This window comes from Spirulina major PCC 6313 (assembly GCF_001890765.1).
In the GTDB taxonomy this organism is placed as follows: domain Bacteria; phylum Cyanobacteriota; class Cyanobacteriia; order Cyanobacteriales; family Spirulinaceae; genus Spirulina; species Spirulina major.
Genome location: NZ_KV878783.1, coordinates 285,236 through 300,296 on the forward strand (window position 1 = coordinate 285,236; position 15,061 = coordinate 300,296).

8 protein-coding genes are annotated in these 15,061 nt (G+C 53.0%); 6 read left to right on the forward strand and 2 right to left on the reverse strand.

Going from position 1 to position 15,061, the window contains the following annotated elements:
• Nucleotides 1-40: 40 nt before the first annotated feature.
• Nucleotides 41-4,267 (forward strand): sensor domain-containing phosphodiesterase, encoded by a 4,227-nt coding sequence (locus SPI6313_RS01465; protein WP_175551035.1) that lies wholly within the window; start codon nt 41-43, stop codon nt 4,265-4,267.
• A 202-nt stretch (nt 4,268-4,469) separates the two neighbouring features.
• On the opposite strand, the gene SPI6313_RS01470 is transcribed toward SPI6313_RS01465, so the two are convergent.
• The gene (locus SPI6313_RS01470; RefSeq protein WP_217650463.1) at nt 4,470-5,474 is read right to left on the reverse strand and encodes a stage II sporulation protein M; all 1,005 of its coding nucleotides are present in this window, start codon (nt 5,472-5,474) and stop codon (nt 4,470-4,472) included.
• Nucleotides 5,475-5,628: 154 nt separating this feature from the next.
• Here SPI6313_RS01470 and SPI6313_RS01475 point away from each other — a divergent pair, with 154 nt between their 5' ends.
• From SPI6313_RS01475 to SPI6313_RS01485, 3 genes are read left to right on the forward strand one after another with little or no spacing between them, the layout of a single operon-like run.
• Entirely contained in the window at nt 5,629-6,585 is a 957-nt protein-coding gene (locus SPI6313_RS01475; protein ID WP_072619398.1) for a hypothetical protein, read from the forward strand.
• Nucleotides 6,586-6,607: 22 nt separating this feature from the next.
• On the forward strand, nt 6,608-7,402 hold the full coding sequence (locus SPI6313_RS01480) for an RDD family protein (protein ID WP_072622945.1): 795 nt from the start codon (nt 6,608-6,610) through the stop codon (nt 7,400-7,402).
• 53 nt (nt 7,403-7,455) lie between these two features.
• Nucleotides 7,456-8,331, forward strand: coding sequence for a sulfotransferase family protein (locus SPI6313_RS01485; protein WP_072619399.1), 876 nt, complete (start codon nt 7,456-7,458; stop codon nt 8,329-8,331).
• Between the two features lie 96 nt (nt 8,332-8,427).
• Here SPI6313_RS01485 and SPI6313_RS01490 read toward each other — a convergent pair whose 3' ends face one another.
• Nucleotides 8,428-8,550, reverse strand: coding sequence for a photosystem II protein Y (locus tag SPI6313_RS01490; protein ID WP_072619400.1), 123 nt, complete (start codon nt 8,548-8,550; stop codon nt 8,428-8,430).
• Between the two features lie 390 nt (nt 8,551-8,940).
• On the opposite strand from SPI6313_RS01490, the gene hpsA reads away from it, so the two are divergent.
• Both hpsA and hpsB read left to right on the forward strand, forming a co-directional pair.
• Nucleotides 8,941-14,313, forward strand: a complete 5,373-nt coding sequence (hpsA, locus tag SPI6313_RS01495; protein WP_072619401.1) for a hormogonium polysaccharide biosynthesis protein HpsA — start codon at nt 8,941-8,943, stop codon at nt 14,311-14,313.
• An 8-nt stretch (nt 14,314-14,321) separates the two neighbouring features.
• The gene (hpsB, locus tag SPI6313_RS01500; protein WP_072619402.1) at nt 14,322-15,056 is read left to right on the forward strand and encodes a hormogonium polysaccharide secretion pseudopilin HpsB; all 735 of its coding nucleotides are present in this window, start codon (nt 14,322-14,324) and stop codon (nt 15,054-15,056) included.
• Nucleotides 15,057-15,061 lie beyond the last annotated feature (5 nt).

A 15,061-nucleotide genomic window follows, 5' to 3' on the forward strand; every position in this document is an offset into this window, starting at 1 on the left:
TTCAGCGCGGGGAGTGTCAAAATCACTCTTAATGTCAAACGTGAATACAGACCAGGGATCATTCATTGAGTTAACGGCTTGGGATTGCCTGCGATCGCCCCTGTGGATTGTTGATCCTGAAACAGCACGGATTCGCTGGGCCAATTCTGCCTGTTTTGCCCTGATTGGCATCGAACCGCTCGATGCATTGACCCAATACCTCACCCCCTGCCATGAAGCCCTCGTCCGTCAGTGGCTTGCCTCACCCGCCCAACCGCCATGGGTGGTGACTCAATCCCTCGACCTCCCCAGCCAAGGGCCGGTGGCACTCACCCTCCAAGCCTCACCGTTGCCCTCAGCATTGGGGTCAGGATGGTTAGTGGAAGGGGTGGCGGCGATCCCCGTTCCCCTAGGGATTGTAGCGAATCAAGCCTTGTCTATCCTTGACCATAGCCCCGATAGCCTGCGGCTATATTATTTAAACGGTGAATTTCTCTGGCAAAATGCGATCGCTGCCCAACGGCATCCCGATCCCCAGTCTCTGCCCGATGACTATGCCCATACGTCAATTCTTCACGATCTCCTCGCCCACCTCCAGACCAGCACCCCCTACTCCATAGAATTTGAACAAACTCTGCCAGCAGAATCCCGCTGGATTGCCCTGGATTTGACCATCATTCCCGGTCAAGACCCGGCCTATCCCCTCGCACTCATCCGCGAAAGAGACCGCACCGAGCATCACCAGCAAACCACAACGCAACAAAACCTCAACGCCAAGCTCACCTTTATGATCCAAGCCACAACGGACGGGTTTTGGGAATGGGATCTACGTCAGGATCATGTCCTGTGGTCAACGTCATTCTATCGGTTGCTGGGTCTTGATGAGGAAATGGAGCTTTCCTTTGATGTGGTGCAGGCATTAGTCCATCCCGCTGATGCCGATCGCCATCAGCGAGTGGTGCAAGAGTATTTGCAAACCGGTGGACTGTATCAAATTGAGCTCCGGATGCGTCACGAGGAAGGGCATTATCTGTGGATTTTGGCCCAGGGCGCAAGTTTGCGGGATGGCGAACAGATTTTGGGCATGGCAGGGACGATTCAAAACATTACCGAGCAGAAGCGCCATGAGGCCCTCTTGATGGGACAAAAAAAAATCCTCCAAGCGATTGTGACGGATGTCCCCCTCACCAAAATTCTCACCGATTTAATTCTGGTGATTGAAAGTCAATTGTCTGACCTCCGGGGGGCCATCTTAATCTACGATCCGGCGAGCCATACCTTGCAGAACGGGGTTGCGCCAAGTCTCTCGCCGGCCTATTCAGCAGCCATCAACGGGTTGCCGGTGGCGGAAAATCAGGGGTCTTGTGGTACGGCAGCCCATCGTCGTGAGCCGGTGATTGTGGCGGATCTTGCCACCCATCCCGCCTGGGCAAACAGTCGCAAACTTGCCCTCAAGTATGACTTGCAGGCTGCCTGGTCGATGCCAATCTTGACGGCGACGGGGGACTTGTTAGGGACGTTTTGTTTTTATGCCGCCACGCCTCGCCATCCCACCGTTGCCGAGCGGCAATTGTTGTGGGAAGCGACCCACCTGGCGGGGATTGCCCTCGAACGCCAACGGGCCAAATTTCAGCAACAACAGTCAGAGCAGGCGTTACGCCAGAGCGAGCAGCGGTTTCGGCATTTGTTTGAGGAAGTGCCCTCGATTGCGGTGCAGGGGTATAGCCGCGATCGCCGCGTCATTTTTTGGAATCGTGCCAGCGAAAAACTCTACGGCTACAGCGCCGCCGAAGCCCTAGGACAGCGGATCGAAGACCTCTTAGCCTTGCCCGATCAACGAGAGGTGTTGATGGCGTTTATGGACGACAGCTTCCAAAACCCCACGGTTCCCCGCAGTCAAGAAGTGCAACTGCGCACCAAAACCGGTGCAACCCTGACGGTCTATGCCAGTGCGGTGTTAATTCCCAATTTAATGGGAGAGTTGGAACTGTATTGCTTGGATGTGGATTATAGCGATCGCGCCCGGGCCGCCCAAGCCCTCCGCGAAAGCGAAGCCCGGGCCCGCGAAACCTCCCAAATGCTCACCCAATTTAGCCGCAACCTCAAAGAACTCCACCGCCTCAGCACCCACTCCTATAACCGCTTTGCCGAACTCTGTCAGGCTTACCTGACGGCCGGGTGTCAACTGTTAAATTTGCCCGTGGGCATGATTCTGCAAATTCAAGGCGGCCACTGTCACCTTGACTCTTTTCAGACCGAGCGGCCCAGCTTGAGCGTGGCAGTAGATGGCTTGTTACCCCTCAGCCGCACCTATGAACAAGTCGTGATCTTTGAGCGCCGGACTCAAATTAGTACAACCGCTGAAACCGCAGCGATCCACCCCTTGGCCCCGCATCTTCCCATCGCGACTTGCATTAGCACCCCCATCCAAATTGAAACGGGGATCTATGGAATCTTGAGCTTTGCCAGTCCTGTCCCGCGTCAGTGGCCGTTTATGGATCATGAGCAGGAGATTCTCGAACTGATGGCGCGGGATTTGGGGCGGTTCATCATGACCTATCGCAGCGAACTCCATCGCCAATCGGTGGAATCGGCGCTGCGCCATAGTGAAATGAAGTACCGCAGTATTTTTGAAAATATTAACCAGGGCATTTTTCAAACCACCCTAGAAGGACGCTATCTGGATGCCAATCCGTTTTTAGCCCGGCTCTATGGCTATAAATCGCCGGTGGATTTGATTCGCAATTTAACGAATATTGGCCGTCAACTGTACGTGAACCCTTCCCGTCGCTGGGAGTTAATCCAAAAAACCCAGACCGATGGGATGATCTACCATGAAGAATCCCAGGTCTATCGGCGCGATCGCACCGTGATTTGGATTGCCGAAACCCAACGGGCTGTGTACGACAATAACGGCAATCTGCTCTATTTTGAAGGCACAGTGGAGGACATCACCGCCCGTCGCCACGCGGAAGCAGAACTCCACTACAACGCCTACCATGACCCGTTAACCCAACTGCATAATCGCACTTGGTTTACGGAGCAGCTTCAGCAGGCGATCGCCGTCGCCCCCACCGAGGCAGCCTACCCCTATGCGGTGTTGTTCATTGACCTCGATCGCTTCAAAATTATTAACGATGGTCTGGGGCATATTGTCGGGGATCACCTCCTCAAAGCGGTCGCCCAACGCCTGCGCGACTCCCTCACCGCACCGGCTAAGTTGGCCCGCTTTGGGGGGGATGAATTTGCCGTTTTACTAGAAAACCTCGACCCGGAGGCGGTGAAAGCGATCGCCACCCATCTTGTGCAGCAGATGCAATGCCCGATCTGCCTTGACCAACGCACGTTTTCCGTCTGTGCCAGCATCGGCATTGTCTTTAGCGATACCGCCACCTACGAACGCCCCGACCAACTCCTGCGGGATGCCGACCTTGCCATGTACCGGGCCAAAGGCCAAGGGGGCAACAGCTATGCCTGTTTTGAACCGTCGATGTTCCCCCTCGCCCTCACCCGGTTGAACCTAGAGCACGATATCAAACGCGCCCTTGAGCTTCAAGAACTCCGACTCCACTATCAGCCGATCATGGATCTGAAAACCCATCGGGTCTACGGCTTTGAAGTGCTGCTGCGGTGGTGTCATGGTGAACGGGGGTGGATTGCCCCCGATGAATTTATTCCGGTGGCGGAGGAAACGGGAGAAATTCAAAGCATTGGCCTCTGGGTGCTAGAACAATCCTGCCGCCAGTTGGCCCAGTGGCGATCGCAGATCCCAGCCATGGCCGACCTCGTTCTCACGGTCAATGTCTCGCCTGTGCAGTTGAAATATAGCGATCTGGTCGATCGCATTCAACACCTTCTTGACCGTTTCCACCTGCCTCCCACTCAGCTAAAACTAGAAATCACTGAAACCGGCTTTCTTGCCATGACCACCGTAGACTGTGCCATTTTCCAACAGATGCGCGATCTGGGCGTGGGTCTTTGTATTGATGACTTTGGAACAGGCTATTCCTCCTTGAGTCGCCTCCACACATTACCGATCAGCACAATTAAAGTAGACCGCTCCTTTGTTAATGACATTGATACCGATGATGCGAAAGTGGTGATCGCCCAAACAATTATTGACCTGGCCCATAATATCGGCACGGATGTGGTGTCCGAAGGGATTGAAACCGAAGCCCAGCGCGATACCGTCTTGGCGTTGGGGTGTGAGTTGGGGCAGGGCTATTGGTTTTCCCGTCCAATGGATGCCGAACGGGCGGAGCGGTGGTTTTGCGATCGCCTCCCTTAACCCGGCTACTGCCCATACATAACCCAAGTGATGAATGTGGAGGGGGTATGCGTGATAAATGTGGAGGGGGTATGCGTGAGCCAGAGGCTCACACTACCTTCCTGGCATTTTATGTCGTGCGAGCTTCTCGCTCGCTGTCTTGACGGAGAGGGAGATTAGACGCAGGCGAGGTCAACATTAGACGTTGTGGATAAGCAGTGGCTTAACCCGGTCGTTGCCGCTGCCCATAGGCGATCAACCCCGTCAACAAGCCCGTCCCCAACAGATATTTAAACAGATCCGGAATCAGCGGTTGCGGTGAGAAAAACGCCTCAATCACCCCCGCCCCGATCAACAACACCACCCCCCCAAACAGCAGCCGCGCCGCTTCGCCCCCGTAATATTGCAACGCATCCCGCCGCCCATAGGCCCCCGGCCAGAGCAACGCCCGCCCCAACAACAGCCCCGCCGCCCCCGCAACGAAAATGGCCGGCAGTTCTAAGGCTCCATGGGGGAGCACAAAGGCCCAAAACGGCATCGCTAAGCCCTGTTGAGCGACGAGGGTGGCGGCAGTCCCCAGGAGAATGCCATTGATCACCAAAATATACACCGTCAGCACACCCCCCGCGATCCCCCCAGCGGCGACGGTGAAGGAAACCCGCAAATTGTTGATCATAATGTTGGCGGATTGCACGGGTTCGCTGCCGAGAATGATCGACCCCATCCAGAGTTCGCCGCGATCGCGCACCTGTTCAATCAACCAGGGCGGCAACATCAACGCCACAAACCCCGGATCACGCCAGGCAAACCACCAGCCAACCACCCCACCGAGGAGAAACAAACCCGCTGCGATCGCCACCGTACCGCGATTGCGCTGAAGCGTCGCCGGAAACCCCCAGCGCACAAAATCCCACACCGCCCCCCATTCTTGCTGCCGGTTGCCCTGGTAGATCAGGGCGTAGCCTTGGGTGGTGAGGTGTTGCAACTGTTCGGTGAGGCGCGGTCCGGCGGCGTAGGTCTGGGCCCGGGCCAAGTCTCCCGACACCGAACGATAGAGGCTCGCCAGTTCCCGCAGTTCCGCCGCCGTCAGGGTCGCGATGCCCTGCTTCTGGCTGCGGTGGAGGAGGTGTTCAAGGCGTTGCCAATTGGCTTCACGGCGTGCAATCCAGCGTTTGAGATCCATAAACGAGAGGGAAGGGAGGAGCCGCAATCTTAACCGACGGCTCATGGCGGTTAACTATTTAATCCGGTCATTGACAAAGGCTCTAAACCTCTAGCGAAGATGCTCGCATTGCGGAATTACCGGATTATTTCCTTAAGTTTCATAGCGGTCGGTTAAGATTGCCCAATACCCCATTGTTGTATCGTTTTTGGTCAGGGTCATGCCCAATCTACACAAATCCACAGCGGGGCCCTTGAGCATTGGTAATGTGATCAATGCCACGGTGACGCTCTATCGCACCCATTGGCGGCCCTATCTTTCGTTGTCGTTTCAGTCCAGCGTCTGGATTTTGATTCCGTTGGTGATTGGGGCGTTTGGGGTGATGGCAGCCCTGGCAACCGATGCCCCGGAACTGTGGTTTGGGGCTATTCCGTTTTGGATGGGTGGGGCGGTCTATTGTTGGGGGCGATCGCTGATTGCCGTCGGGGCGATTACCCGCCTCGCGGTTGAAGCCTTACAGGAACGCGAGGAAACCGTACCGACGGCCTATCGTTGGGCGCGATCGCGCCTCTGGGGGTTAATCGGGGCCACCTTCTTGTTAGGCTTACTGTTTTTCGTGGCCTATGTGGGTCTGAGTTTCATTTTCCTGTTGGGTGGGGTGCTCATTGCTGCCCTCTTCGGTGTTTCCCTGATCAACCTTGCCACAACCACCACCATCGAACCAGAAACCGCCGTCCTCATTGGCTTGACGATTCTGGGGGTGACGGGGCTGTTTTTGTTGGCTATCCTGAGCTTATTTTTTTGGATCGGAGCGCGGTTGTTCATTTACGATGTGCCCATCATGGCGGAAACCGAGAGCAGTGCCACCCGCACCCTCGGCACCAGTTGGCAACTCACCCAGGGCAACACCTTCCGGGTGATGATGGTATTACTTTTGGCAACGGTGGTCACCATCCCGATCTTGAGTGTTGTCCAGGTGTTGAGCATTGTGTTACAAGGGATTCTGATGGTTTGGGTAGACCCGATGAATCCGGTGTTTACCGTGGTGGTGGTGGCCAGTAGTGGGGGCATTGGGGCGATCGCCAACATCCTCTTGATTCCATTTTGGCAAGTGTTAAAAGCCGTTGTTTATTATGATCTGAAAATCCGTCGCGAGGGGATTGACCTGTCCCTTTAACGCGATCGCCCTCTTTACCCCCATGACTCTCCTCAATCGGATCACCCTCCGCACCCCCGAAAGCGTTGAACTCACCTTTACCCTCGCGGGCATTGGCAACCGCATCTATGCACTGCTGATTGACTATCTGATTTGGGGCGCGATGCTTTTGGGGTTCTTGACCTTTTGGGCGGTGAGTTTGGAGCGACTCACCGCGATCGCAGCGGTACTGCCCTGGGATGAAGACACCCTGCGCCTTTGGGTCATCGCGCTGGGGATGGTGATCGGGTTTGGGCTGTACATGGGCTATTTCATCGGCTTTGAGGTGGGGTGGCAGGGGCAAACACCGGGCAAACGCTGGGTGAAAATTCGGGTGATTCGGGACAATGGCCGCCCGGCTCGGTTACCCCAAGCCACCCTGCGATCGCTCCTCCGCCCCATTGATGACCTGTTTTTCCTGGGCATGGTCTTGATTCTTTTCGGCCAGCAGGAAAAACGCCTCGGTGATTGGCTCGCCGGTACGCTGGTCGTCCAAAATGCCCCCCTCAGCACCGCCACCATCCCCCCGCCATCGCCCCCCGTCCAAGCCTACGCCGCCGAACTGCGCACCCAAGCCGATCTCGACCACCTCACCCCGGAACAGTTCGCCACCATCCGCAGCTACCTGCTGCGATCGCCCCACCTTAGCCCCCGCGCCCGCCACAGCAAAAGCCAAGCCCTCGCCCGCCAAGCCAAACACCTCCTCCACCTCACCACCCCGCCCCCGCCCCCCCTCACAGATCACCACATCCTCGCCGCGATCTACTGGGCCTACCAAGGGGAGGGCGATCGCGGCTAATTTTTCGGAGTGAGAGTTTAAAATAAAAGAATAGCTCCTCAATCGCTCCCGCCATGTCTTCCCCCGTTGCGCCCTCCCTCCCCGATGTTCTGATGCTCGGAGCCGCCAAAGTCGGGTCAACCTCCCTCCACGAATACCTCCGCGACCATCCCGGCGTTTGCCTCAGTCACGCCAAAGAACTTTATTATTTCTTACCCCCCGCCGAGCGAGAAAAACACAAGCCGTGGGGCGCGATCGCCACCCCCGAAGCCTACGCCCAACAGTTCGCCCACCGCACCCCCGGCCAAATCACCGTCGAACTCTCCACCAACTACTACGCCTATCCCGAAGCCGCCGCGATCATCAAACACCATTGCCCCCAGGTGAAACTGTTTATGATCCTGCGCGACCCGGCGAATCGGGCGTTTTCCTCCTACAGTATGCGGCTGCGGAATGTGGGGGATATGCGACCGGTGGCGGAGGAATTGAGCGATCGCACCTCGCAATTTGTCCAGCGGGGGTTTTATTTCGCGCAGATCCAAGCCGTATTAGCCCACTTCCCCCCGGAACAACTGCGGATCTTTTTCTTTGAAGACCTGATCGCCGACAAAGACCATTTTTTTAAAACCCTTTGCGACTATCTCGGCATCGAACCGCGATCGCCCCAACGCAACTACCACGGCCGACCCGGCGGCATCCCCAAACGCCCCTGGCTCCATGCCCTCGCCACCCGTGATAATCCCATCCGCAGGGCGATCGCCACCACCCTCAAACCCTTCATTTCGTCCGAAAAACGCCAAAAACTCCGTGAAACCCTCGTCCAAGCCAACATCCAAACCGCTAAACTCCCCGCCCCCGTCCGCGCCCACCTGATCGACCTCTACCGCGACGACATCACCCACCTCGAAACCTTCCTCGACCGCGATTTATCCGCCTGGAAAACGCTCTAAATCCGGCTCATCTCCCCAAAAATCGCTCAAAAAAGCCCTCTCCCACGGGAGAGGGTTGGGTGAGGGAAAACTCCCCAGTTTTGATGCCTTTACGCCTTAGCGTTTGCTGAGAAAGCCTTGCACTTGACCGAGTGCCGCCGCAAAAATGTTGAACCCTGCCCAGCCTGCGGCGAGGAGAAGGGGGCCAAGTACAATCACGAGCCGCCAATCAAAATCCATGGTGTACTTTCTCCGTCAATAATTAAGTGAATCTTAAAACTGCCCGTATTGTATCACTTCCGATCGTCTGTGGATTTGTTCGGGGCTGGGAGTCTGGCCTCTGCGTTGGGTCTTGATCGATTTCGGGGGGAAGCTGGGTATGCTAACCAAGGGATGGTGCTCCTGGTTGAGGGACAGCGTGGAACAGTGCGATCGCACTGTGTGATCCGTACCGCCCCCCTCAACCGATTAATCCATCAGCACAAAAAAAGATTCACGAGTTGCTCTGGAATCATCCGGATCGGCGGTGTAGTCTTACTCCAACTCGGTTTCCTCCCTGTGCATCGACCGTGATCATCACGTTGATCGGGGGGTTCCCATTCTTTACGAACGTTACTCAGGAACGTTGCTATGTTAAAACGACTCCTCAAAAGTCTAAAAATTCTCTGGCAGGAGTTGATCCGTCTTCCCCAGCGCGGGGTGCGATCGCTACAAACTCTCCTGCGCCAGATGACGGGCCAAGAACGCGGCACAACCGCCGGGTTTGTCTTGCCGACGGTCACAATGGTGACCTTGGTGGTCGTTTTAACCAGTGCAACCCTTGTCCTGCGATCAATGGATCGGGCCAAAAACGCCAGTAATTTCCGGGTCAGCCAAGTGGTGATGAATGCCGCTGCGCCTGCGATCGACCGGGCGAAAGCGAAGGTAGAAAACCTTTTCGCTGACCCCAGTTTGCCACGGGGTACACCCTCCGATTCTGCCCTATCCGGGGTGTTTGAGCGCGACAAATATACTCTTGAAGATGAGGTACGGCTTCAGGTGGCTTTTGATGCTGATGGGGGTGGAGTTAACCCAACAGAAGAGGCTGTTAAAACAGCGTGGCGTTTTCCGGTGGATACGGACAATAACGGGAAATTTGACAGTTTTACCCTCTATGGCGTTTATTACCAATCCACGGACGATCGCGCCCGTGTGCCCTTTGAAGCCCGGACGCGGCCCCAAGTGTTAAATGCGACGGAAAGTAACCCTGCTTGTCCGGATGCGTCGGGAACCAGTGCAAGTTTGGTGGAAACGGATGGCTGGTACGAGCAAGATGGGGTCTTGAAAAAGGCGTTTTTCACCTATGTGGCGACCGTGCCGATTAGCAATGTCAATGAAGCGGGGTTGTTGGCGGGGTATAGTGCTGCGCCCTACAATTCCATCGGCAATTATGAGAATTTCAAAGGCAATCCGGGGTTTACGGCCTTGGAATACCAACAGGATCGGGCGCGGATTCCCTTGGGGAATAATGCGATCGTAACGGAGGATGATTTAGACTTCACCGCCGGGACAGATTTCCGCATCAGTGGTCGGATTCTGACGAATAGTAATTTTGTCGCATCGGAACGGGGTGGGTCTGCACCCATTAAGTTGGAATTCTACCAAGTTAGTAGTCCCCATTCCTGCTTTTATGAGGAAGAAAACGGCAAAATAATTGTTCAAGGTAATGTTGGGATGGGGCGCATTCAAGATAATGCCAATGCAGATCGAGATGTCGATGTTCATCTATTCAGTGGTATTGGCAACGAAACTCTGGCAACAGGCAAAATCAACACAACCAATCGTTCTGTAAACAACGGCTCGAACAAACTTGCTTACAACACAAAAGCATATGAAGACCGAATTTCTGCTCTGGTTGATTTAGCTAAGAATGAGCCTGTTGATCCCCCAGCAGTTACGAATCGGATCAATGAACGTCTTGACGACAATCCAGAATTCAAGGGTAATGCTGACGAGATTGATCGTATTCGGTCTGAAGAACTAGAAATCTGGTTCCGAAATCGAACTCGTAAGGTTCCCGCGATTGAGGTGCCTTTCAATTCTTCGCGAAGTACCGCAATCGCCAACATTGGGCTGGAAGACACAAGAACTGACAATATGCGTCCGTCCAAGGCATGGATTCTGCCTGCCGACGGAAACACTAAACTTCAACTTAAATCAGATCAACTTCATCAAGCTAATCCGGATACCGTTGAAAATGAAGCTTTTCTGGGCGATCGTATCCTTGTTGGGAATAATCTTCCTGCTATTTGGTGGGATGGGTCTGCTTTTGCAGGAGACGAGTCGGAAAACACGCTCCAACTCGATCCCACTGATGAATTTCCACCCATTAATCCTGGATCTGCTCAATATTGGTATAAACCTGGTGGTGGCCAAGCTGCCAGTGAAGGAAATCGTTATCGCCTCACCCGCGCCCGTCGTCTCGATGATGTGGGAGTCACAGGCCGTGATGGTTTCTGGGAATTGATGGCGCAGAAAGTACCTGAGAAGAAAAACGAAGCAGTTGGTGGTTTACGCATCGTGACCGGAGCAGGTATTTATCTCCCTGCGAATCTTGGTGCAGCAGACAACCCAGCATCAGGGAATTACGAGTATATTGTTTGGCCGGACTGGATGCCTCAACCCCCTGATCCAAAATCCGGACTGTCTTACCTTGACACTCACCCCTACCGCAATAAAGTTGTCGAGCGATACAGTTCTACTGGTGCTCCGATCTATATCGATGATGAATTAGCCACGGGAGCAGATACACCCAAACGTCCCTACTTGAAAATGCGAGCTAGTGCGGTCTATCACTATCGTTATCAAGATGGCAAAAAACCGATCGCCTGTGTGAGTAGTTTTTACGATCCCACTGATTGGAAAACGGCGCGAAATCGCAGCGGTTTAGAGAAGGTAAGTGGTGAAGTTGCCAACAACGCCGCCTTATCTGGTGATGGCTTTTCTAATAATGGAATTGTGTACGGCCCACCCCTGCCGTCCGGATATGAAGACGAAATGAAATATCAGGCAAATTTGGTTTATCCCAATGGTCGTCCTGTTAACCCAATGCTCAAGAAGGCTCTGAGCAACACAGGAACGAAAACCATTGCAGAACAGAGTGCGCTGGATGCCGCACGGTGCGGTTTCAAAATTCTTGCAAATCCAACCGATGACATCAGAACAAACCTCCCTGATGGTTTTAACTTAGCTCATGGAACCATTCAAGAAGTCGCATTCTTAGATGGTCGGCAGATCAAGAGCACTGAAAAGCCAAAACAACAAAAAGATGGTAATCCTTACAATGATCGCTACAATGTCCAACCCTCTGATAAGGGTCAATCTGAGGTGAATGGCACAAATCCTCGCACCTCTCAATATGACCTTGAACTAGAACATCGCCTGCCGATGGAAATTCGTTCCACGGTGATTGATTTTTATAAACTCCGTCAACAACCTCTACTCCCGACAGCAACAGGTGATGTTTTGCCGAGCCCTGAATACATGTTTCCTGTCAGTGGCATCGTTTATGCAACGCGGAATGATGGTTTAGCCGATGCGAGCAATCGTCCTGGAACACCAGCAGGTACAGATCCTGCTAAGGCTTTGCTGGATAACGAACCTTTCATGCAAAAGCCAGTTGACAAGGTCAGTGCAACGGACTATTGGCTTGATCCAACGCGCCGTCCTAATGCCATCATGATTGTCAATGCTCGGCGGCTCAACCGGGAAAATGGTAATAATTTCCAAGAGACAGAAAAGGGTTTAACTCTAGTCAGTAATTTGCCAGTCTATATCAAAGCAGAATCGGCTAATAGCGGGCTAAATGATGGTGCCTTACCTGGGTTTAATATTCATGACCATGAGGAGTTCACTACAAAACTGGCTACGGATTGGGGGAACTTCTACACACGCGGTCGAACTGAAAATGACTTTAATAAACAGTTTGCTTGCCGTAAAGGAGATGACCGCTTGCCGAAATGTACTGAGGGCGATAAGTGGCGACCGGCGAATATCTTGAGTGATGCCGCAACATTACTATCAGACCAGTTCCGTTTCGGTTTCCGAAATGAGGGTGATTATGACATCCGTAATAACCAAAGTGATAACTTCTTCCGGAACCCTCGAATTTATAAAGCGGATGAAGGTGTTGACACCTTGATTAATACGGCCAAACTCTATCCTGAAACGTCGCAGGCGCTGCTGCCAGCGAATGGCGCGATGCGTAATGAGGAGTACACGAGTTTAATTCCAAATACCTACAAACATATTGGTCAACTTCGGAGTAATAATGGGTTTCCAACAGATGCTAGCTTCGCTGTGAATGGTTTGTCGAGTGAACAATCAGGTGATGTCTTTGTTACTGCTGGTCAAAATCGTAAGGATGAATATTATTCACGAGCAGATAGCACAATCAATAGGAATGATGTTCTCAACAGCACGTATTTCAATAACTTTGTGAGTCCGGTACAACGTCGTGTTAATGACCGTTACGAATATGTAATGGAGACTTGCTTAAAGTTGCCAGTGTCTCAATGTAAGCCAGAAGATTGGTATTTCTCACCAAATGTTCGGGCTTCAGACATCATTGATTCTAAGGTTGAAACTTTAATTGCTGCTTCGCCAAATGAACATGCAGGCACAACAGCACGCCCACCCGGTAAAAATTGGCAGTATTTCCCACGCCGCGTTGCCTTTTTGCGAGGCTCTAAAAGCATCAATGGTGATCCTGTAGCAACAACACTTTCTGGCACAAAATATGAGTTTCACTATCCATATCTCAAAGATGTGACAGGGTTACGAACTAAATCATGGACTAAACCAGCACCATCTACCGAAAAAGAATACTGGGCTCCCCCCATCGGAAGTTTGTTTGTTAGTCAAAACAGTAATAATCAGCGACCTATCCCTATTGCAGTTAAAGCCAATGACTCTAATAAAGCCAATGACTCTGTCACTTGCTACACCTATGATTCAGTGACCGCGACCTTCTTATACAATGGTGATTCTACAGATAGCCATTCCTGTCAGTCATTTGGGGCTGCCAAATCAAACCTCAAAAAGGCAAACAATACCCTATGGTATTTTCCTGGAAAAGATGATGCTAACTTTACAATCAATAATGGTGATGCAAAGGCAAACAATCTTCCACTAGGATTAAGACCAGATATAAATGCCTACAATGGTGACAAATTTTACTCCAGTGCCTATGATCTTCGAGCTGCGAATTATAACGATGAAGGAGCTAATGATCAACCCTCTGTGCTGCCAGTCCCTCAACTGAATTCTGTATCTAATGGAAATAATAATCCGGCAGATCCTCGTAAACCAGATGATGATAGTAACGGTGGACAACCCTATAGTTCAACGGCTTGGCTTCCGCAGGTTGCTGACTATAACAACAATATTCACTTCAATATGGTGTTGGCGGCAGGTGATAGCCCCATCCGTGATGGTGAAGGGGCTGGTGGAATTGGTAATATTCCACGCTTACTAGAGAACTGGTCACCCGGCGGTGAACAGAATATTCAAGCCACCGAAATCAGAGGTTCCTTGATCCAACTTCAGCGTAGTGCTTATGCTACCGCTCCATTTTTCCACCTGTCTGGCTGGAATTTTGACACGAACAATGCCACAGCCTATGGATTCCGGCAAAAGTATCGTACCGGAAGTGGTCGGTTCCAATACTATGAACCCTCTGGCCGGCAATGGGGGTTTGATGTGGGGATGCTCTCCCAACTGCCGGATCTGTTCTCCCAACAATTCTCCCTGCCGCCCACCGACGAACCCAACGAATACTTCCGCGAAGTCAGCCGGAACGACGATTGGATTCGCACCCTCCTCTGTGCAGAACAGATCAAACCAAATCCCAATTACGACTCCTCTGATCCCAACTCTCCAAAATTCATCAGAACTCAACGACGTGCCATCAATGGAGATCAAATCCCTAACAATTTCTGCGATAGCAACCACCCCTTACCCTAGCCCTAATCATGCTCACCCAACCCAAACCAACCAACACCGAATCTGGATTCACCATCATTGAATCCCTCCTCGCTGTGATTGTGATTGCCATTGTTTTGGTGGGCATTGGGCCGATCATTGCCTTCTCCGCCTCCACCCGGCTCCAGTCCCGCCGGATCGAGGTGGGGATTCAATCGGCACGGGGCTACATTAGCGGCGTGCAAAGCGGCACGATCGCACCTCCCCCGATCACCGAAGCCGGAGCCGGCGACACCGTTGCCCTCAAACTCAAAGATGTCAACGTCCCCGCCAGTGCGGCCCTCGCCTGCACTAGCAATGCCTACTGCACCGCCCCCGCACCCACCACCGAATTCAGTCTCTACTGTATCGACCAAGATAACGATGGACGCTGCACCAGCACCAGTAGCAACGATCTGATCATCCAAGCCTTCGGTAAACAAGCCCCCCTCGGCAGCGCCACCACCCCCACCGCCGACCAACGAGCCGAAGCGGGCTATCAACTGGGAATTCGTGTTTATCGGGCCAACGGTTTTCAATCGGATGTGACTCTCAAGAAAAGCTCAGATAATACCAGCACCAGTGGCGGGCGGAACCAAGCCAGCATCGTCACCGGAGGTCTAGGGAGCCGCAATTTACCCGTGGTGGAAATGACCACTGAAATGGGGATTGATGGGTCGGGTGGCACTCGTTATGAAGACTTTTGTAAACGGATCAACCGTACCGCGTCTGGCAGTTGTAATTAATCCAT

Coding starts and splice junctions, on each gene's coding strand:
- SPI6313_RS01470 (WP_217650463.1), bottom strand. CDS start 5,474: ATGAGCCGTCGGTTAAGATTGCGGCTCCTCCCTTCCCTCTCGTTTATG.
- SPI6313_RS01475 (WP_072619398.1), top strand. CDS start 5,629: ATGCCCAATCTACACAAATCCACAGCGGGGCCCTTGAGCATTGGTAAT.
- SPI6313_RS01480 (WP_072622945.1), top strand. CDS start 6,608: ATGACTCTCCTCAATCGGATCACCCTCCGCACCCCCGAAAGCGTTGAA.
- SPI6313_RS01485 (WP_072619399.1), top strand. CDS start 7,456: ATGTCTTCCCCCGTTGCGCCCTCCCTCCCCGATGTTCTGATGCTCGGA.
- SPI6313_RS01490 (WP_072619400.1), bottom strand. CDS start 8,550: ATGGATTTTGATTGGCGGCTCGTGATTGTACTTGGCCCCCTTCTCCTC.
- hpsA (WP_072619401.1), top strand. CDS start 8,941: ATGTTAAAACGACTCCTCAAAAGTCTAAAAATTCTCTGGCAGGAGTTG.
- hpsB (WP_072619402.1), top strand. CDS start 14,322: ATGCTCACCCAACCCAAACCAACCAACACCGAATCTGGATTCACCATC.